Source organism: Streptacidiphilus sp. PB12-B1b (assembly GCF_014084125.1).
Classification (GTDB): Bacteria; Actinomycetota; Actinomycetes; order Streptomycetales; family Streptomycetaceae; genus Streptacidiphilus.
In genome coordinates, this window is record NZ_CP048405.1 from 6,454,143 (window position 1) to 6,474,658 (window position 20,516).

Here is a 20,516-nt window from a genome sequence, read left to right on the forward strand (position 1 = left end):
GCGGGCCCGGCAGCCGTCAAGCCACGCTCCGGCGACGGCGCAGCAGCATCACCCCGAGGAAGATCAGGCCGACGGAGAGCATGGCCCCGATGGTCACCAGCCAGACCAGCGGCCCGCCCGACGACGAGTCAGCCGCCTTGGCCGTCACCGCAGCCGCCGGCGCGGACGCGGCCGGCACCGCCAACGGGTCGCTCGCCTGCGCGAGCGGCCCGGCCGCAGGCCCCGCCGGGACGTCCTCGGTCAACGCGGCATCGGGCCGGACCACCCCGTAGCCGTAGTGGAGATCCGGCGTGGTCTGACCGGGCTTGGCATTGGGATCGATAGCCGTCTTGATCAGCCGGTTGACCACCTGCCCGGCCGTGAGATCCGGGAACTTCGCCCGCACCAGCGCGGCAGCGGCAGCGACGTAGGCACTGGCACCGCTGGTGCCGTTGCCCAGGGAGTACTGGGTATCCGTACCGCTGTCGTCCCCGAGGACATTCGAGCCAGGCGCGACTATGACGATATGCGAACCGTAGTCGGAACCGCTCCACATGCTCCCGTCCTGATTCGCTCCGCCTACATCGACGACGCCAGGAAAGGACGCGGGGTAGTCAGCCAGTTCAAGACCGTCGTTGCCGGCCGCAGCGACCAGAACAACATTGTGTCCCTCTGCATAAGCTACGGCCGACTGCTCGATGGAACTCGGGAAAGCGTTCCCGAAGGACATATTGATCACTCCGGCTCCGTGCGCCACCGCGTAGCGGATGGCGTCGGCAACCTCGCCTTGGATGTCGGCAGCAGAGAGATCAACGGTCAGCGGCAGGATTTTCGCTCCAGGAGCCAACCCCATGATTCCGTCAGCCCCGTCGGGGCCGTGGCCATGCCCGGCAACGAGACTTGCCATCATCGTGCCGTGCGCTTCATTCGCGGGCACGTTGTAACTGCTGGGCGCAAAGTTCCTTCCGGGCAGCATCTGCCCCACCAGGTCCACGTGGGTGGTCCTGAACCCTGTGTCGATGACGGCAACAATCTGGCCCTTGCCGGTCGTGACAGGCCAGATCCGCTTGGCGGCTTCGAATGCCTGCAACGGCCACTGCTTGTCCCGCGCCGCGTCGGCATGCGCCGTCGGAGCTGCTGACATCAGCATTGCTCCGGCAGCGGCAGCCGCGCACACAGCACGCCGTGTCCGCGCATATCCCATGCTCTGATCCTCGTTCTCGTCCGGCAGCCGACCCATCACATGATGACCGGCGGATTCACCGTCACTCCGGAAGCCCAGCTCTCCGGGTCCTCGACCAGGTAGTGCGGGCGCGGACGGCGCTTGCGCTTCTTTTCCTGCCCTCCGAGGCCGCCGGGGATTCCGCCCATGCCCCGTTCCGACTCGGATGCCTCAGCCTCAGCCGTCTCGGCCTGTCTGCGGGCAGCGTCCTCCTCGATGTAACCGCTCCCCGTGCCCGACCGTGCCGAGCCGGCTTCGAAATCGTCGGCCCCGTCGGCGAGTCCGGACTGGCCGAGGCTTCCGCCGCCCAGCCCGTAGGATTCCCCGTCGGCGTCGCCCAGTTGGCCCGGCACCGCGAAGCCCAGGCTGAGGCCAGAGCCGGATCCCCGTCGGCCTCCGCTGCCGCCGCCCACTCCGAACAGCCCCCCGCCGACCGCGCCTGGGGTGCCGCCCGAGCCCCCGCCCGGGACAGTGCCCAGGCCGCCAGGAATCCCGGTGAGCGTCGTTCCCTCGCCGGGCGCAGGGGGCAGCTTCTCGCCACCCGAGATGCCGTCGCCCCCGTCACCGGGATCGACCGGAGAGCCGTGACCACCCTGACCGGGGGTCAGGCCGTCTTCACTGCCGACCGAGTCGGGGTCGCCGTCCTGGGTGAGGCGCAGCGTGCCGCCGTGGCCGGGCCCGGCCACGGTCCCGCCGTCCGTTCCGTCCACCGGGTCATGGGTGACGGTCGCCGGAGGCGGCGGCCAGACGGTCTGATCTTCCGACCGCGCAGGCGGTTCACCGATCTTCTTCGCCGCCGATCCGTACGACCCCTCCAGCGTCTGCATGACCACGATGGCGCGCTGGTGCGCCTCTTCGTCGGCGGAGAGTTCGCCGCCGTCGAGGGCTATGGCGGACTGGCGGCTCATGCCGCTCTTGAGGTCGGCCTTGAACTGGTGGTCGTTGGTCTCGCTGGTGGCCTTGCGGCTGATCTTCTGCCACTCGCTGGGGTCCTTGGGCATGGCCTTCTTCGCGGCCCTGAGCGCGGTCGAGGCGACGGTCACGCCCTCGTGCGCGTTGGCCGCGTACTGCGCGCCGTTGCCCAGGGACTCGTGCAGCTGCTGGGCGCGGGCGGCGAAGCCGTCGGCTGCCGCGCCCTCCCAGTGTTCGAGGGCGGCGCTGGTGTGGGTCTGGAAGTCGGACTGGACCGCGACCAACGCCTTGTTGATCTTCAGCCAGTGGCCGGCGACGGTGTCCAGCACGGCCGGGTCGGCGTTCTCGATCATCGCGCGCAGGCCGTCCAGACCGCCGACGTCGTCGGCGGTGAAGTCCGTGGTGTACCCGGTCGGACCCGCGTGGCCGTTGTCGGTCCTGGCCAGGACGCTGGACCGTTGCTGCTGCTGCCGGGACTGTTGCAGGTCCCGGGCGTCGTCGATCCCACTCACTGCCGCCCCCGTTCCGGTGCCGGCGCGGTGCCTGGGGGCACCACGCGATCACCCGTTGCTGTACATGTTCTGCTTGGTCTGGTGTTCCAGCTCGTCGTAGTTGTCGGCCACCTGCTTGGTCTGGCCGCCGTACTCGTCGATGAAGCCCTGCAGCAGGCCGACCATCTGCGAGATCCACTTCTGCATGGCGTCGTGCGTGCCGAGCAGGTTCTCCGCACCCGCGAAGCCCTTGCCGAGGGTGCCGCTGCCGATGGTGGTGTCGTAGAGCGCGCAGTCGGACGTGTTGCCCAGCTCGACGGAGACCGCGTTGAGCTTGGCGACGGTGGACGACAGGGCCGCCACGTCCACCTGGTATCCCGTGCTCTTCTTCCCGTTGCCGTCGCTCATGCCCGGCTTCCCCCTCCCCCTGTACTGCCTCCGTCCATCATAGGGATGCCCTCCGACAGCCCGGCAACCGGATTGGCGTGCCCAGGGCAATCTCACACCAAGGTGCGACCCCCGCCGCCGCGTTGACCGCGCACCAGCCCCCGCGCTCCGGTGCGCAGCTGCGGTGCGCCGGAGGGCGGGGGCTGGTGGGTGGGGCGTGGGCGCGGTCAGGCGGAGAGGTTCACCGAGCGGGCGAACTGGGCGCCGATCTCGGTGGCGATCTCGGTGAGCAGCGGCTGCGGGATCTCGCTGTCGACGGTGAGCGAGACCAGGGCGTCCCCGGCCTCGTCGTCGCGGGAGACCTGCATCCCGGCGATGTTGATGCCGGCCTCGCCGAGCAGGCGGCCGAGGGTGCCGACGACGCCGGGGCGGTCGTCGTAGCGGAAGAACGCCATGTGGTCGGTGAGCACCAGGTCCACGTCGAAGGTGTCGACGCCGACGATCTTCTGGATGCGCTTGGGGCCGGTCAGGGTGCCGGAGACGGAGACCTCGCGGCCGTCGTTGAGGGTGCCGCGGACCACGATGACGTTGCGGTACTCGGGGCTCTCGCTGGTGGTGGTCAGCCGCACCTCCAGGCCGCGCTCCTGCGCGAACAGCGGGGCGTTGACGTAGGAGACGGTCTCGGCGACGACGTCCTCGAAGACGCCCTTGAGCGCGGACAGCTCCAGCACCTTGACGTCGTGCTGGGTGATCTCGCCGCGGACCTCGACGTCGAGCCGGACGGCGACCTCGCCGGCCAGCGCGGTGAAGATCCGGCCGAGCTTCTCGGCGAGCGGCAGGCCGGGGCGGACGTCCTCGGCGATGACGCCGCCCTGGACGTTGACCGCGTCCGGGACCAGCTCGCCCGCGAGCGCGAGCCGGACGGACTTGGCGACCGAGATGCCGGCCTTCTCCTGCGCCTCGTCGGTGGAGGCGCCGAGGTGCGGGGTGGAGACGACGTTGTCGAAGGCGAACAGCGGCGAGTCGGTGCAGGGCTCCTTGACGTAGACGTCGAGGCCGGCGCCGGCCACCCGGCCCTCCTTGAGGGCGGAGGCCAGGGCCTCCTCGTCGACGATGCCGCCGCGCGCGGCGTTGACGATGCGGACGGTCGGCTTGACCTTGTGCAGCGCCTCGTCGCCGATCAGGCCGATGGTCTCCGGGGTCTTCGGGAGGTGCACCGTGATGAAGTCGGCGACCTGCAGCAGCTCGTCCAGCGGCAGCAGCTTGACGCCCATCTGGGCGGCGCGGGCGGCCTGGATGTAGGGGTCGTAGGCGACGATCTTCATGCCGAAGGCGGACATGCGCTGCGCGACCAGCACGCCGATGCGGCCGAGGCCGACCACGCCGAGGGTCTTCTCGGCCAGCTCGACGCCGGTGTACTTGCTGCGCTTCCACTCGCCGTTCTTCAGCGCGAGGTTGGCGGCCGGAATGTGCCGGGCGGTGGAGATCAGCAGGCCGCAGGCCAGCTCGGCGGCGGTGACGATGTTGGACGTCGGGGCGTTGACGACCATCACGCCGGCCTTGGTGGCGGCGGGCACGTCCACGTTGTCCAGGCCCACGCCGGCCCGGGCGACGACCTTCAGCCGCCGGGCGGCGGCGATGGCCTCGGCGTCGACCTTGGTGGCGGAGCGGATCAGGATCGCGTCCACGTCGGCGATGGCGGGCAGCAGCTCGGCGCGGTTGGCGCCGTCGCAGTGGCGGATCTCGAAGTCGGGGCCCAGTGCGTCGACGGTCGCAGGCGACAGCTCTTCCGCGATGAGAACGACAGGCTTCTTCTGAGGGGTAGCAGCGCTCACGACAGTTGTCCTTACTGTCCGGGTCTCCCCGGCCGCTCGGGGTGCGGGTGGGCACCCTGGTGCTGTCATGGCAGGGCCATGGGCACGGACGGCATGGTGGGGACGGTGGCATGCCGCGTTGGAGACGCACGACGCTGTGAGCCTGACGCGCAATCGGGAGTCTATCGAGGGTTGGCGGCATGACCGGCGCCCATGCGGAGGAATCACCCGCACGGGATCAGCCAAACCGTACAAAGAAGCGGGGGCGCCCGTGAGCGGACGCCCCCGCCGGTCGGACCCGGGGCTTACGCCTCGTCGTCCACCCAGCTCATCAGCTTGCGCAGCTTCCTGCCGGTGGTCTCCAGCAGGTGCTCGCTGTCCGCGTTCTTGTACTCGTTGTACTTGGGCAGGCCGTTCTTGTACTCGGCGATCCAGGTGGTGGCGAAGGTGCCGTCCTGGATCTCGGTGAGGACCTGCTTCATCGCGGCCTTGGTGTCGGCGGTGATGATCCGCGGGCCGGTGATGTAGTCGCCCCACTCGGCGGTCTCGGAGATCGACCAGCGCATCTTCTCCAGGCCGCCCTCGTACATCAGGTCGACGATGAGCTTCAGCTCGTGCAGGCACTCGAAGTAGGCGATCTCGGGCTGGTAGCCGGCCTCGACCAGGGTCTCGAAGCCCGCCTTGACCAGCGCGGACGCGCCACCGCAGAGGACGGCCTGCTCACCGAAGAGGTCGGTCTCGGTCTCCTCGGTGAAGGTGGTCTTGATGACCCCGGCGCGGGTGCCGCCGATGCCCTTGGCGTACGAGAGCGCCAGCTCCAGGCCCTTGCCGGTGGCGTCCTGCTCGACGGCGACGATGCAGGGGACGCCGCGGCCCTCCTCGTACTGGCGGCGGACCAGGTGGCCGGGGCCCTTGGGGGCGACCATGCAGACGTCGACGTCGGCCGGGGGCTTGATGAAGCCGAAGCGGATGTTCAGGCCGTGGCCGAAGAAGAGCGCGTCGCCGGCCTTCAGGTTGGGCTCGACGGCCTCCTTGTAGACGTCGCCCTGGATCGGGTCCGGCACCAGGATCATGATGACGTCGGCCTCGGCGGCGGCCTCGGAGGGCGTGACCACGCGCAGCCCCTGCTCCTCGGCCTTGGCGCGCGACCTGGACTCCGGCAGCAGGCCGACCCGGACGTCGACGCCCGAGTCGCGCAGCGAGAGCGCGTGGGCGTGGCCCTGGCTGCCGTAGCCGAGGACCGCGACCTTGCGGCCCTGGATGATGGACAGATCGGCGTCTTCGTCGTAGAACAGCTCGGCCATCGCTGGCTTCTCCTTGCGGGGTGTCTAGCAGTTATTGGACACCGTACGCCGGTGGCGGCGAGACGGGTTTTGTTCTCGAATGGTGAGACTACTGTCTCAGGCGCTGCGATCCAGCGCGCGCAGCGAGCGGTCGGTGATGGAGCGGGCGCCCCGGCCGACGGCCACCAGGCCCGACTGCACCAGCTCCTTGATGCCGTACGGTTCCAGCATCTTCAGCATCGCCTCGAGCTTGTCCGAGCTGCCGGTGGCCTCGATGGTCACGGCCTCCGGGGAGACGTCCACGGTCTTGGCCCGGAACAGCTGGACGATCTCGGTGATCTGGGAGCGGGTCTCGCTGTCCGCGCGCACCTTGACCAGCACCAGCTCGCGGCGGACCGCCGCGGCCGGGTCCAGCTCGACGATCTTTATGACGTTGACCAGCTTGTTGAGCTGCTTGGTGACCTGCTCCAGCGGCAGGTCCTCCACGTTGACGACGATGGTCATCCGGGAGATGTCGGGGTGCTCGGTCGGTCCGACCGCGAGCGAGTCGATGTTGAAACCCCGGCGGGAGAACAGGGCGGCGATGCGGGCGAGCACGCCGGGCTTGTTCTCGACCAGGACGGAGAGGGTGTGCTTGGACATGGGTTCGGCTCTCTGTTCCGTGGCTCTCGGTTCCGTGGCTGCGGGGTTCAGTCGTTCTCGTCGCCGAAGTCCGGGCGGACGTCGCGGGCGGCCAGGATCTCGTCGTTGCTGGTGCCGGCGGCGACCATCGGCCAGACCATGGCGTCCTGGTGCACGATGAAGTCGATCACGACCGGGCCGTCCTTGATGGCCATCGCCTGCTGGATCACCGTGTCGAGGTCCTCCGGGCGCTCGCAGCGCAGGCCGTAGCAGCCCATGGCCTCGGCGAGCTTCACGAAGTCCGGGATGCGGGTGCCGGCGGCGGGGCCGCGGCCGTCGTTGGCCGGGCCGTCGTGCAGCACGGTATTGGAGTAGCGCTCGCCGTAGAACAGCGTCTGCCACTGCCGGACCATGCCCAGCGAGCCGTTGTTGATGATGGCGACCTTGATCGGGATGTTGTTCAGCGCGCAGGTGACCAGCTCCTGGTTGGTCATCTGGAAGCAGCCGTCGCCGTCGATCGCCCAGACCTCGGTGTCGGGCCGGCCCGCCTTGGCGCCCATGGCGGCCGGGACCGCGTACCCCATGGTGCCCGCGCCGCCGGAGTTCAGCCAGGTGGACGGCTTGTCGAAGGTCAGGAACTGCGAGGCCCACATCTGGTGCTGGCCGACGCCCGCGACGTAGACGGCGTCCGTGCCGACCAGCCGGCCGATCCGCTCGATGACCTGCTGCGGGCTGAGCATGCCGTCCGGCGCGGCGTCGTAGCCCAGCGGGTAGGTCTTGCGCCAGCCGTTGAGCTGCTCCCACCACTCGCCGTACTCGGGGGCGGTCCCGGCCGAGAACTCCGCCTGCACGGCCTGGATCAGGTCGGCCAGGATCTCCCGGGCGTCGCCGACGATGGGGACGTCTGCCACCCGGTTCTTGCCGATCTCGGCCGGGTCGATGTCGGCGTGGACGACCTTGGCGTGCGGGGCGAAGGTGTCCAGCCGGCCGGTGACCCGGTCGTCGAAGCGGGTGCCGACGGCGAACAGCAGGTCGGCCTTCTGCAGCGCGGTGACGGCGGCGACCGAGCCGTGCATGCCGGGCATGCCCAGGTGCTGGTCGTGGGTGTCGGGGAAGGCGCCCAGCGCCATCAGCGTGGTGACCACCGGGACGCCGGTCAGCTCGGCCAGGATGCGCAGCTCGGCGGTGGCGCCCGCCTTGATGACGCCGCCGCCGACGTACAGCACCGGGCGCTTGGCCGAGGTCAGCAGCCGGGCAGCCTCGCGGATCTGCTTGGCGTGCGGCTTGGTGACCGGGCGGTAGCCGGGCAGCTGCATCTCGACCGGCCAGCGGAACACGGTCTGGGCCTGCAGCGCGTCCTTGGAGATGTCGACCAGGACCGGCCCGGGGCGCCCGGTGGAGGCGATGTGGAACGCCTCGGCGACCACCCGGGGGATCTCGGCCGGGTCGGTGACCAGGTAGTTGTGCTTGATGATCGGCATGGTGATGCCGCAGATGTCGGCCTCCTGGAAGGCGTCCGTGCCGATCACGGCGCTGGCGACCTGGCCGGTGATGGCGACGATCGGCACCGAGTCCATGTAGGCGTCGGCGATCGGGGTGACCAGGTTGGTCGCGCCCGGCCCCGAGGTGGCCATGCACACCCCGACCTTGCCGGTGGCCTGGGCGTAGCCGGTGGCGGCGTGGCCGGCGCCCTGCTCGTGCCGGACCAGGACGTGGCGGACCTTGGTGGAGTCCATCAGCGGGTCGTACGCCGGGAGGATGGTGCCGCCCGGAATCCCGAAGACCGTCTCGGCGCCGACCGCTTCGAGCGAGCGGATGAGCGACTGGGCCCCCGTCATGGGCTCGGCCACGGGGGTCTCGCCGCGCTGGGTGGCGGCGGCTGGCTGCTCGGTCATCTGCTGTTCCTTCTCGGGGGATGCGTCACGGCGTTTCCTGGCGTTGGGTGCCCGGTGGTTCGGGGTCCTCCCCCGAAAGCAGGCAGTAAAAAACCCCTCGTGCCCGGGGGCATGCGAGGGGTGGCGCGTCAGCTACTCGATTCCGGGACAGGGTCTCCGGATCAGCCGACGCGCCCGCCAAGTACGAGAATTCGGGTGGTCATGTGCTCGACCTTCCTCCCGCACCCTGGGGAGTGTCAAGCCGGCGGGATCGCCGTCTCATCATGCGGACCCGGATCGAGATGCCCTGCGGACGGCCCGGTCCGGGAGCCTAACTGCTGGTCAACGCCCAGGTGGGAGCGGTCGCGGCCGTGCGGCCCCGGCTCGGCGGGGGTGCTGCCGCGGGCGGCCGCCGGGGCGTCCGGGCAGGTCTCGGTGCGGGCCTCCGGCACCGGGACGTCACCCGTCAGGTGGACCAGCCGCACCGGATCGGCGGGGCGGCACGGCCGGGCGGCGACCCGCAGCCGCTGGTCGGGCTCGGTGCGCCGGTGCAGCTCGCTGCGCAGCTCCGGGGTGTAGAGCGAGACCCGGTCCTTGCCGTGCCGTTTGGCCTGGTACATGGCCAGGTCGGCGTTGCGCAGCAGCTTGGCCGGGGTGACCCCGGGCTCGGCGAAGGCGATGCCGATGCTGGCGGCGACGGTGAGCTCCTCGCCGCCGATCCAGTAGGGCGCGGAGAGCGCGCAGCGCAGCCGCTCGGCGACGTCGGCGGCCTTGTGCTGGTCGAGGTCGCCGACCAGCAGCACCGCGAACTCGTCGCCGCCGAGGCGGGCGACGGTGTCGGTGGCGCGCACCGACTCCTGGAGCCGCCGGGCGGCCTGGACCAGCAGTTCGTCGCCGGCCTGGTGCCCGGCGCTGTCGTTGACGGCCTTGAAGCCGTCGAGGTCCAGGAACAGCACGGCGACCTGGCCGGGGTCCTCCCGGGCGGCGGCGTCGTGGTCGGCCGCCTGTCGGCCGGTGCTGTCGCGGCCGCCCAGCGCCTGCCGTCCGCGGTCCAGGAACAGCGCCCGGTTGGGCAGGTCGGTGAGCGTGTCGTGGAACGCGCTGTGCTTCAACTGGGCCTGGAGGCGTACGCGTTCGGAGACGTCGCGGCAGTTGAAGATCAGCCCGTCGCGGTAGCGGTTGACGGTGGACTCGACGTCCAGCCACTCCCCCGCGCCGGAGCGGACCCGGCACTCGATGCGCGCGGTGGGCTCGCTGTCGGGGCTCTCCGCCAGGTAGCGCTGGACCTCCCAGAGCACATGGCCGAGGTCGTCGGGGTGGACCATCTCCGGCAGCCGGGTGCCGACGATCTCCTCGGCGGGCCTGCCGTAGACGCCGTTGGCGGCGGGGCTGACGTACTGCAGCACGCCGCCCGGGTCGGCGATCATGATGACGTCGCTGGAGCCCTGGACCAGGGAGCGGAAGTGTTGCTCCTGCCGGGCCAGCCGCTGGGCCAGGGCCAGGTTGTCCAGCAGCATGATGCCCTGCCGCAGGATGAGCGCGAAGACGACGGTGCAGCCGACGATCAGGACGAAGCGGTCCAGCTGGTGCTGGGTGAGGACGTCGTACAGCAGCCCGGCGGTGCAGACGGCGGCGGCCAGGTACGGGGTGAGCGCGCTGAAGGTGGAGGCGACCCGCGGGCGCGGGCCGTGGCCGGTGCCGTGCCCGTGGCTGCCGCCGGCCCAGGGCGCCCAGGCCAGCAGCATGCTGCCGGTGAACCAGCCGCTGTCGAGGAGTTGGCCGGAGTGGTAGGAGCCGGTGAGGGTGTCGCTGGTGAACAGCGCGTCGCAGAGGACGGTCAGCGCCAGCGCCACTATGGCGGTGTTGACGGCGGCGCGGTTGCCCTCGCGGCTGCGGAAGCGCAGCCCGAGCACCATGCTGATCAGCAGGATGTCCAGCAGCGGGTAGGCGAGCGCCAGGGTGAGCCGCAGCGGGCCGCCGCCCGCGCCGTGCGCGGTGCGGGAGAGCGCCAGGCTCCAGCTGAGGGTCAGCAGCGATCCGGCGATCAGCCAGCTGTCGAGGGTGAGGCAGACCCATCCGGCCAGGTTGCGCGGGCGGTTGGCCAGCAGCAGCAGGCCGAGGATGACCGGCGGCGCGAACATCAGGAAGGCGTAGTCGGCGATGGACGGCACCGGCACGGGCTTCTGCAGCACCACCTGGTACCAGCCCCACACGCCGTTGCCGAAGGCGACCATCAGCGAGGAGACGCCGAAGCAGAGCCAGGCCGAGCGGCTCCGGGCGCCGTGCGCGGTGCAGGCGTGGGCCAGGCAGGACAGGGCGGCGGTGAGGGCGGCGGCGGCGAGGCCGAAGTCGCCCATGAAGTCGGCGAGGCGCTGGGAGCCCCAGCCGGCCGACGCCCCGGCCAGGTAGCCGAGGCAGACGACCAGGATCAGCAGCCGGGGCAGCCGCGGGGGGCGGCCAGGCGGCTGCCCGTCCGGACCGGCGCCGTCGGGTGCGGTCCGGTCCGGGCCCGGGTCCGCGGTGAGGTCGGCGTGGACGTCCTCGAAGGTGGAACTGGGGGCCAGCGTCCGCTGGACGCCGGGCCCCGGCACGGAGTGCTCCTCGCCCCAGGGCGGGCCGGGCAACACGGTTTCAGTACTCAACACCGGCAACTCCCCCTCCGGCCCCGGGTGCGGTCGGAGCATCGGGGCGGAAAGCTCCGTACCGGTTCTCCCGGTCTGGACCTTACACCACTCTCGTCACTCTGCGGCATGCACACTCAACTCAGAGTAATGGAGCCCGGTGCGACCGCCGCAGGGGATTCGCTCCGCCGGGTGAAGGTGCCCGGAAACGGTGGCGCGGCAGGGGTGTTGGTGCGAAGGCGGACGCGCGGGCGGCGCCGGTGCGGCCCGGGGGCGCTCCGGCTCAGCCCGCCGCGACGGCGTTGGCCAGCGGTTCCCCGGCCAGGTGCCGCAGCAGTTGGGCGCGCAGCAGCCGCAGCGCGCGCGGCAGGAACGCCGAACTGGGGCCGCCGACATGCGGGGTGATCAGGACGTTGGGGGCGTGCCAGAGCGGGTGGCCGGGCGGCAGCGGCTCCGGATCGGTGACGTCCAGGGCGGCCCGCAGTCGGCCGGAGCGCAGCTCGGCCAGGAGCGCGTCGGTGCGGACGATCGGGCCCCGGGCGACGTTCACCAGCAGCGCGCCGTCCTTCATCCGGGCCAGGAATCCGGCGTCCGCCAGGCCCCGGCTCTGCTCGGTGAGCGGCACCAGCAGGACGACCACGTCGGCGGCGGGCAGAAGCTCGGGAAGCTCGTCGAGGGCGTGCACCGGCCCGTGGGGCGCGCTGCGCGCACTGCGCGCCACCCGGACGATGTCGCACTCGAAGGGCCGCAGCCGCTCCTCCAGCGCCGCGCCGATGGAGCCGTAGCCGACGATCAGCACGGTGCGGTCGGCCAGCGCCGGGTGGAACTTCTGCTGCCAGTCCCCGGTGTCCTGTCGGCGCACGGCCTGCGGGATGCCGCGCAGCGAGGCCAGCACCAGGGTCGCGGCCAGCTCGGCGGTGCTGGCGTCGTGCAGCCCCCGGGCGTTGTGCACGGCCACCCCGGCGGGCACGTGCGGCAGCACGTCGTCCACCCCGGCAGTGAGGGTCTGCACCACCCGCAGCGCGGGCAGCCGGGCCAGCAGCGGCAGGGAGGCGCCGCCGGTCAGGTAGGGCAGGCAGAAGAACTCGACGCCGTCCAGCACCTCCTGCGGGGGCGGCGGGGCGACGCCGTCCCAGACGGCGGCGTCCAGGTCGGCGGGCAGGCCGCCGATCTGCTCGGGCGGATAGGGCAGCAGGTAACGGGTCATGGCAGCGAGGCTACGGTGCCGCACCGGCCGTCCGGTACGCCGCCCGACGGGCGCGCCGTCAGGCCGGGACCAGCCGCAGCCGGTGCGCCATGGCGGCGGCCTCGCCCCGGCCGGCCACCTCCAGCTTCGCCAGGATGTTGGAGACGTGGACGCTGGCCGTCTTCGGCGAGATGAACAGCTCCTGCGCGATCTGCCGGTTGGTGCGCCCCAGCGCGACCAGCCGCAGCACGTCCCGCTCCCGGGGGGTGAGCCCGAACACCGCGGGTTCCGGCTCCGGGCCGCCCTGCGGCTGCGGTCCGGCGGGCCCGTCGGCGGGGCGCAGCCGGGCGCGTTCGGCGAGCAGCGCGGCCTCGCGCCGGGTGCGGACGTCGCCGTGCCGGGCGGCCTGGGCCTGCGCCCGGTGCAGCAGCCCGGCCGCGGCGGCGCGGTCGCCCCGGGCGGCCTCGGCCTCGGCGGCCCGCAGCAGCGCCAGGTCCAGCGGGTAGGGCAGGCCGGTGGCCTCCAGCGCCTCGGCCGCCGCCCGGTAGGTCTCGGGCTCCGACCGGCCGTCGGCGCGGGCGAGTTCGGCGTCCAGCAGCAGCGACCAGCCGCGCTCCAGCGGCAGGGTGCGGCGCAGTCCGGCGGCGGCGCCGCGGATCCGGGCCAGTACCTCCGGGCGGCCGTCGGCGGCCGCGGGCAGGCCGTAGCCGTCGGCCTCGGCGGCGGCGCCGTGCACCAGCAGCGGCCAGACGTAGCGGGACTTGCCCCGGGGGAAGGCCGCGCCGAGCTGCCGCAGCAGCTCCGCGCGGGCGTCCTGGAACCGCCCCTCGGCGACGGCCAGACGGATCGTCAGTTCTGCTTCGGGCAGCTGGAACTGGAATCGGGACGGGGCGGACTGCTCGATGCAGCAGGCGAGTTGGCGGGCGGCCTCGGGCAGGTCGTCCCGCAGCAGCGCGATGACGCCGCGCATCCGGGCCAGGAAGCCGCGCTCCCCGGCCGAGCCCAGCTCCGGGGGCGCGGCGGCGAGCAGGTCGGCGGCCTCGTCCAGCTCGCCCAGCGAGATCAGCGACTCGGCCAGGTTGCCGCGCAGGGTGGTGCCGGACGCACCCAGCAGGCCGTTGATCCTGGCCATCCGGGCTCCGGCGCGGGCCACCTCGACGGCCTCGGCCGAGCGTCCCAGCCCCTCGTAGACGTCGGTGTAGAGCACGTGCGTGCGCGACAGCAGGTCGGGATCCTGCAGGGCCAGCGCCCGGGGCAGCACCAGGTCCAGTTCCGCCAGCCCCTCCTGCTCGCGGTCCAGGCCGACCAGCAGCGAGCTGAGGGTGCAGCGGGCGTGCAGCTCCACGGTCTCGGCGCCGACCTGCCGGGCGATCCGCACCGCGCTCTCGGCCAGGTCGAGGTCCTCCTCGACCGGCCACTCCACCACGTCGCAGGCGGCCAGGCGGGTCAGCACCTCGGCCTGGACGGCGCTCGGCGGGCCGTCGCCGATGAGCCGGCGGGCGTGCTCCAGCTCGGCCTTGGCCTGGTCGCCGGGGCCGCAGACGCGGGAGCTGAGAGTCAGGAACCAGGCGGCGCGGGCCGGGTCGGCGGTCTCGTCGATCAGCCGCAGCGCCTGGCGGCACAGGCCGAGGCTGCGTTCGCGCTCCCCGGCCAGCCGGGCGGCGACGGCGGCCTCGGCCAGCAGGTCGACGCAGCGCGGACCGGACCGGCTGCACGGCTCCGGGCCGTCGGACGGTGCGGACGGGTCCGCCGGGTCCGCCGGGTCCAGCGGGTAGGACTCGACGTCGGCGCCGGGGCGCAGCCGCGCCAGCACCTCGCCCGGCACCCGGTCCCACAACTCCAGGGCGCGTTCCAGCAGGTGCAGCTGCTCGGCGAAGGCGCTGCGGCTGCGGGCCTCGCGGGCCGCGTCCAGGGCGGCGGGCAGGGCGCGCTCCGGGTCGCCGGCGGCGTACCAGTAGTTGGCCAGGCGGGTGGTGCGCTCGTCGTCGTGGACCAGCTGCGGGCGCTCGGCCAGGACGGTCGCGTAGCGGCGCTTGATCCGGCTGCCCTCGCCGGGCAGCAGGTCGTCGGCGACGGCCTCGCGGACCAGCGCGTGCCGGAACCGGTAGCCGTCGCCGTCCGCCGTCGGACGCAGGATGTTGACGTCGACGGCGGCCCGCAGCAGCGCGATCAGTTCGTCCTCGGGCAGCCCCAGCACCGCCTCCAGCAGCCGGTATTCGACGGCGGAGCCGCCCTGGGCCAGCGCCCGCAGCACGTTCTGCACCGGCTCGGGCAGCGCCTCGACCCGCACCAGCAGCAGATCGCGCAGCGAGTCGGTGAGCCCGGCCGAGCAGCCCTGCTGGTGGCTGGCGGCGAGCTCCTCCACGAAGAAGGGGATGCCCTCGGAGCGGGTGAAGACCCGGTCCAGCAGTTGCGGCGAGGGCGCGGCGTCCAGGATGCCGTGCAGCTGCTCGGCGACCTCGGCCCGGGCCAGCCGGGCGAGGTCGAGCCGCTGGACGGTGCGCAGCCGGTCCAGCTCGGCCAGGAAGGGCCGCAGCGGGTGCCGGCGGTGCAGGTCGTCGCTGCGGTAGCTGCCGACCAGCACCACCCGGGCGTCGTGCAGCATCCGGACCAGGTACACCAGCAGTTCCCGGGTGGAGCGGTCGGACCAGTGCAGGTCCTCCAGGGCGACGACGACGGTGCGGTCGGCGGCCAGCCGCTCGAAGAACTGGGCGGTGTGCTCGAACAGCCGGGCTCGGCCGTACTCGTCCCGGGCGGCCGCGGCCGCCTCCGCGGCGTCGCCCAACTCCGGCAGCAGCTGGGCGAGATGGGCCTCGCTGCCGACGGCGGCCCGCTCGACCTCGGCGGGCAGCGCCCGGTGCAGCGCCCGCAGCGCGGAGGCCACCGGCGCGTACGGCAGCCCGTCCGCGCCGACCTCGACGCAGCCGCCGAGGGCGAAGGCCGCGCCGCGGGCCCCGGCCACCGCGGCGAACTCCTCCAGCAGCCGGGTCTTGCCGACCCCGGCGTCCCCGGCCACCAGCAGCGCCTGCGGCTGCCCCGCCCCGGCCCGGTCCAGGGCCGCCGCCAGCTCCGCCAGTTCGACGGAGCGGGCGACGAACACCGGGCTCACAGATATCCGCTCCACACAGGCGAGCATCGCACAGACCTCCGCGCCGAGGTCAGCAGCATCCGGCGGCGGACGCCCGGCGCGAGCGCCGGACCCACCACGGCCGGGCCGGGGCCGTGCAGTCCGGCTCACCCCCCGGTGGCCGTGGACCGCAGGACGCGGTCCGCTCCGGGGCGCCCTCCAGGGCGGCGCGCACCCGGCGCTGCTCCTCGGCGAAGCGGCGCAGCTCGGCCTCGCGGCCCTGCAGGGACTGGTGGGTCAGTTCGGTGAACATGGGCTGCTCCTCGGGTGCTGCCGCCGGGTTCCGGCAGGTCTTCCTGCCTGGACCAAGCCTGCTCGCCGAGGGGGGTCCGGGGCATCGGGAGCCTGCCCCATCCTGCGGCGCCCGGATGCCTTAGACGGGGCCCGGCAATGCCTCAGCCGCCCCGCCGGTCGTCGGCGGGGCGGCTGAGGGGGGCCTCAGGTCAGCCGTTGGCGGGGTTGGCGGAGGCCGCCGCGTCCGCGACGGTGCTGCGGTACAGGCCCAGGAAGGGCGCCTTGACGTAGGGGTTGCCGGAGCCGCCGCCCTCTTCGACGATCTTGGTGTCCACCTCGTAGACGTTCGGCAGGTCGCTGCTGGCGATGACCGACAGCTGGTCGTAGCTGCGGCCGGCACCGGCCGTGCTGTGGCTCGGGTCGAGGTCGACCACGGCGTAGGCGGTCCGGCCCGCGTACAGCGCGTAGTACGGCGCGCCGCCGAGGCCGCCGGGGACCTTGGGCTGCATGGTCTCGGCCTGGCCGTGGCCGACGTTGATGGTGGCGCTGGCGTCGATCGCCACCATCGGGTAGTAGCTGAGGCCGCAGGCGGTGCTGCCGGTGTCGGTGACCTCGATCAGCCGCTTGGTCGCGCCCAGCGACGGGTCGTAGACGGACTTCACCGCGAGCCGGTCACCGGCACAGGGGTGCTTGTAGGCGTACGCGTCGCTGGTGGCGTCGGAGCTGCCGCTGCTGATGGTGGTCCCGGACGCGGAGCCGCCGGTCGAGCCGGTCGATCCCTTGGTGGAGCTGCCGCCGGTGGAGCCGGTGGAGCCCGCCGGGGCGGAGGACTGCGGTGCGGCCGAGCCGCCCGTGGACGCCGCCGCCGAGGTCGCGGACGACGGCGCGGCGCCGCCTGCGGCGGTGCTGCTGCTTCCGGTCGCGCCCCCGCAGGCGGTCAGCGCCAGGGTGGTGCCGGCGGCGAGCAGGGCGAGCGGGAGGATGCGGCGGCGGGCGTTGCTGGGCGTGGTCATGCGGTCCCCCGGGTGGTCCGTGTGAAAGCTGGTATTGCTCCCCTACACGGCGGGCGGGACAGCGCCGGTTTCGCGGCGACCGTAACGACTGCCGTTACAGACAGGGCCCCTGACAAGGCCGTACCCCGCCCGCGCGAACGCGGACGGGGCACGGATCCCACAGCGGTGGTCAGCCGAGCCGTTCGAGGCTGTGCTGCCGATCCTCTCAGGCAAGCCGTTCGAGGATGAGCTCCTTCACCCGGGCCGCGTCGGCCTGGCCGCGGGTGGCCTTCATGACCGCGCCGACCAGTGCGCCCGCCGCGGCGACCTTGCCGTCGCGGATCTTGGCGGCGACGTCCGGGTTGGCCTCGATCGCGGCGTCGACCGCCGCGCCCAGCGCCGAGTCGTCGCTGACGACGGCGAGGCCGCGCTTGGCGACGACCTCGTCCGGCTCGCCCTCGCCGTCCAGGACGGCCTCGATGACCTGGCGGGCCAGCTTGTCGTTGAGGGAGCCGTCGGCGACCAGCGCGCACACCCGGGCGACCTGGGCCGGGGTGATCGGCTGGGCGCTGAGGTCGGTGCCGGACTCGTTGGCGCGCCGCGCCAGCTCGCCCATCCACCACTTGCGGGCCTGGTCGGCCGGGGCGCCGGCGGCGATGGTCTCCAGGATCGGCTCGATGGCGCCGGCGTTCAGCACCGCCTGCATCTCCAGGTCGGAGATCCCCCACTCGCCCTGCAGCCGCACCCGGCGCACCCTGGGCATCTCCGGCAGCCCGGCGCGCAGCTCCTCGACCCACTCGCGGGCCGGGGCGACCGGCACCAGGTCGGGCTCGGGGAAGTAGCGGTAGTCCTCGGCGTTGTCCTTGATCCGCCCGGCGCTGGTGCTGCCGTCCTCCTCGTGGAAGTGGCGGGTCTCCTGCAGGATGGTGCCGCCCGCGTCCAGCACGGCCGCGTGCCGCTGGATCTCGTACCGGGCGGCCCGCTCGACGCTGCGCAGCGAGTTGACGTTCTTGGTCTCCGAACGGGTGCCGAACTGCTCGCGGCCGTGCGGGCGCAGCGAGAGGTTGACGTCGCAGCGCATCTGGCCCTTGTCCATCCGGGCCTCGGACACGCCCAGGGCCCGGATCACCTCGCGCAGCTCGGCGACGTACGCCTTGGCGACCTCGGGGGCGCGCCTGCCGGCGCCCTCGATCGGCTTGGTGACGATCTCGATCAGCGGGATGCCGGCCCGGTTGTAGTCCAGCAGCGAGTGCGAGGCGCCCTGGATACGGCCGGTGGAGCCGCCGATGTGGGAGGACTTGCCGGTGTCCTCCTCCATGTGGGCGCGCTCGATCTCGACCCGGAAGACCTCGCCGTCCTCCAGCGTGACGTCGAGGTAGCCGTTGAAGGCGATCGGCTCGTCGTACTGCGAGGTCTGGAAGTTCTTCGGCATGTCCGGGTAGAAGTAGTTCTTCCGGGCGAAGCGGCACCACTGGGCGATCTCGCAGTTCAGCGCGAGCCCGATCTTGACGGCGGACTCCACGCCGACCGCGTTCACCACCGGCAGCGAGCCGGGCAGCCCCAGACAGGTCGGGCAGACCTGCGAGTTGGGCTCCTCGCCCAGCTCGGTGGAGCAGCCGCAGAACATCTTGGTGGCGGTGCCCAGCTCGACGTGGACCTCCAGGCCCATCACCGGGTCGTAGGCGGCGAGGGCGTCCTCGTAGGACACCAGGTCGACGGTGACGGTCATAGGAAGTGCAACTCCTTCAATGCGTGAGTCAGTCCCTCGAACCAGGTCGAGTGGGCGGGGATCTGTCGAAGTCGGCCGGGGCGCACGTCCCGCCGTCGAGCTTCCCGGACTGCCTCCGCGGTGCGATGCGTGCGATGCGTGCGATGCGTGCGGTACGGGCGGTCGGGGCCGCGTGGGGCGGGGCCGGGCACGAGCTGCCCTGCCCCGCCCGGTCGCGCGGACGGGAGGGGCCGTCAGGGCGCCAGTACGTCGTCGCTGCCCAGGCGGCGCAGCTCGCGGACGAGCAGCGCGGTGCTGGTGACGATGGCGAGTGCGGCCACGGCCGCGTTGACCAGCTTGAGGGTGTCGCCCTCGCTGCGGGACTTGCGGATGTCCTTGACCACGCCGACCGCGCCGAAGGCGCTGGTGCCGATGGAGATCAGCAGGCCGGGCTTGCTGTGCTTGAAGCCCTTGAGCTGGCTCGACCGGCTGGCCTTGGCGGCCTTGGCGTCGAACGACTCGGCCTTCTCGATCTTGACGATGGATTTGCTCACAGTGCGGGTGCCTCCTCCAGCAGGGGGTGTCCCCACTTGTCGTTGAGTGCCGCCTCGACCGCTCCACCGACCCGGTAGAGCCGGTCGTCGGCCATGGCGGGGGCGATGATCTGCAGGCCGACCGGGAGATTGTCCTCCGGGGCGAGGCCGCAGGGCACCGACATGGCCGAGTTGCCCGCCAGGTTCGACGGAATGGTGCAGAGGTCGGCCAGGTACATCGCCATCGGGTCGTCGGCGCGCTCGCCGATCGGGAAGGCGGTGGTCGGCGTCGTCGGCGAGACCAGCACGTCGACGTCGGCGAAGGCGCGCGCGAAGTCCTGGGTGATCAGGGTGCGGACCTTCTGCGCGGAGCCGTAGTAGGCGTCGTAGTAGCCCGAGGACAGGGCGTAGGTGCCGAGGATGATCCGGCGCTTGACCTCGGGGCCGAAGCCGGCCTCGCGGGTCAGCGCGGTGACGTCCTCGGCCGAACGGGTGCCGTCGTCGCCGACCCGCAGGCCGTAGCGCATGGCGTCGAAGCGGGCCAGGTTGGAGCTGGCCTCGGACGGCGCGATCAGGTAGTACGCCGGCAGGGCGTAGCTGAACGCCGGGCAGGAGACCTCGACGACCTGGGCGCCCAGCGAGCGCAGCAGCTCCACCGACTCGTGGAAGCGCTGCATGACGCCGGGCTGGTAGCCGTCGCCGCCGAACTCCTTGACGACGCCGATGCGCATGCCCGTGACGTCCTTCAGCCGCGCCGCGGCGGCCAGCGGCAGCACCGGGGCGTCGATGGAGGTGGAGTCCAGCGGGTCGTGCCCGGCGATGGCCTCGTGCAGCAGCGCCGCGTCCAGGACCGTGCGGGCGCAGGGGCCGCCCTGGTCCAGCGAGGAGGAGAAGGCGATCAGGCCGTAGCGGGAGACCGTGCCGTAGGTCGGCTTGACGCCGACGGTGCCGGTGACCGCGCCGGGCTGGCGGATCGAGCCGCCGGTGTCGGTGCCGATGGCCAGCGGGGCCTCGTAGGCGGCCAGCGCCGCGGCGGAGCCGCCGCCGGAGCCGCCGGGGATGCGGGAGAGGTCCCACGGGTTGCCGGTCGGGCCGAAGGCGCTGTTCTCGGTGGAGGACCCCATGGCGAACTCGTCCATGTTGGTCTTGCCGAGGACGACGACGCCGGCCTCCTTCAGCCGGCGGGTCACCGTGGCGTCGTACGGCGGGATCCAGCCCTCGAGGATCTTCGACCCGGCGGTGGTGGGCACGCCCTTGGTGGTGAAGACGTCCTTCAGCGCGAGCGGGACACCGGCCAGCGGGCCCAGCTCCTCGCCCTTGGCGCGCTTGGCGTCCACCGCGCGGGCGGCGGCCAGCGCGCCCTCGGTGTCGACGTGCAGGAAGGCGTGGACCTTGCCGTCGACGGCGTCGATCCGGGCCAGGTGCGCCTGGGCGACCTCGACGGCGGAGACGGTGCCGGCGGCGACGGCCGCGGCGGTGTCGGCGGCGGTGGCCCGCGTCAGGTCGGAGGCGGTGGTGAGATCAGCCATGGT

Annotated in this window: 13 protein-coding genes and 2 pseudogenes; all 15 read right to left on the reverse strand. The window is 72.5% G+C overall.

Annotated features, from left to right (window positions below; translation table 11 throughout):
* Positions 1-16 precede the first annotated feature (16 nt).
* The 15 genes and pseudogenes from GXW83_RS28030 to gatA all read right to left on the reverse strand — a co-directional run bounded on the left by GXW83_RS28030 (position 17) and on the right by gatA (position 20,513).
* Positions 17-1,123 carry a S8 family serine peptidase gene (locus tag GXW83_RS28030; protein WP_182445835.1) on the reverse strand — a complete coding sequence of 369 codons (1,107 nt, stop codon included), beginning with the start codon at positions 1,121-1,123 and terminating at the stop codon, positions 17-19.
* A gap of 95 nt (positions 1,124-1,218) precedes the next feature.
* Positions 1,219-2,625, reverse strand: a complete 1,407-nt coding sequence (locus GXW83_RS28035; RefSeq protein ID WP_182445836.1) for a hypothetical protein — start codon at positions 2,623-2,625, stop codon at positions 1,219-1,221.
* Positions 2,626-2,673: 48 nt separating this feature from the next.
* Positions 2,674-3,012, reverse strand: coding sequence for a hypothetical protein (locus GXW83_RS28040; protein WP_182445837.1), 339 nt, complete (start codon positions 3,010-3,012; stop codon positions 2,674-2,676).
* A 206-nt stretch (positions 3,013-3,218) separates the two neighbouring features.
* Positions 3,219-4,826 (reverse strand): phosphoglycerate dehydrogenase, encoded by a 1,608-nt coding sequence (gene serA, locus GXW83_RS28045; protein ID WP_370466791.1) that lies wholly within the window; start codon positions 4,824-4,826, stop codon positions 3,219-3,221.
* Between the two features lie 284 nt (positions 4,827-5,110).
* Positions 5,111-6,109: a ketol-acid reductoisomerase gene (gene ilvC, locus GXW83_RS28050; RefSeq protein WP_182445839.1), complete on the reverse strand. Its 999-nt coding sequence runs from the start codon at positions 6,107-6,109 to the stop codon at positions 5,111-5,113.
* A gap of 96 nt (positions 6,110-6,205) precedes the next feature.
* Entirely contained in the window at positions 6,206-6,730 is a 525-nt protein-coding gene (ilvN, locus tag GXW83_RS28055) for an acetolactate synthase small subunit (RefSeq protein WP_182445840.1), read from the reverse strand.
* 47 nt (positions 6,731-6,777) lie between these two features.
* Positions 6,778-8,658 (reverse strand): annotated as a pseudogene (locus GXW83_RS28060) (acetolactate synthase large subunit); the annotation flags it as partial.
* Positions 8,659-9,095: 437 nt separating this feature from the next.
* A pseudogene (locus GXW83_RS28065) lies at positions 9,096-11,027 on the reverse strand (diguanylate cyclase domain-containing protein); the annotation flags it as partial.
* 460 nt (positions 11,028-11,487) lie between these two features.
* On the reverse strand, positions 11,488-12,411 hold the full coding sequence (locus tag GXW83_RS28070; protein ID WP_182445843.1) for a 2-hydroxyacid dehydrogenase: 924 nt from the start codon (positions 12,409-12,411) through the stop codon (positions 11,488-11,490).
* Between the two features lie 58 nt (positions 12,412-12,469).
* Positions 12,470-15,514 carry an AAA family ATPase gene (locus tag GXW83_RS28075; protein ID WP_370466792.1) on the reverse strand — a complete coding sequence of 1,015 codons (3,045 nt, stop codon included), beginning with the start codon at positions 15,512-15,514 and terminating at the stop codon, positions 12,470-12,472.
* Positions 15,515-15,548: 34 nt separating this feature from the next.
* Positions 15,549-15,770, reverse strand: a complete 222-nt coding sequence (locus tag GXW83_RS28080) for a hypothetical protein (RefSeq protein ID WP_182445845.1) — start codon at positions 15,768-15,770, stop codon at positions 15,549-15,551.
* A gap of 190 nt (positions 15,771-15,960) precedes the next feature.
* On the reverse strand, positions 15,961-16,764 hold the full coding sequence (locus GXW83_RS28085; protein WP_182445846.1) for a DUF4232 domain-containing protein: 804 nt from the start codon (positions 16,762-16,764) through the stop codon (positions 15,961-15,963).
* Between the two features lie 205 nt (positions 16,765-16,969).
* On the reverse strand, positions 16,970-18,472 hold the full coding sequence (gene gatB / locus GXW83_RS28090) for an Asp-tRNA(Asn)/Glu-tRNA(Gln) amidotransferase subunit GatB (RefSeq protein WP_182445847.1): 1,503 nt from the start codon (positions 18,470-18,472) through the stop codon (positions 16,970-16,972).
* A gap of 233 nt (positions 18,473-18,705) precedes the next feature.
* Positions 18,706-18,984: a hypothetical protein gene (locus GXW83_RS28095; RefSeq protein WP_182447606.1), complete on the reverse strand. Its 279-nt coding sequence runs from the start codon at positions 18,982-18,984 to the stop codon at positions 18,706-18,708.
* A 17-nt stretch (positions 18,985-19,001) separates the two neighbouring features.
* Positions 19,002-20,513, reverse strand: coding sequence for an Asp-tRNA(Asn)/Glu-tRNA(Gln) amidotransferase subunit GatA (gatA, locus tag GXW83_RS28100; protein ID WP_182445848.1), 1,512 nt, complete (start codon positions 20,511-20,513; stop codon positions 19,002-19,004).
* Positions 20,514-20,516: the final 3 nt, after the last annotated feature.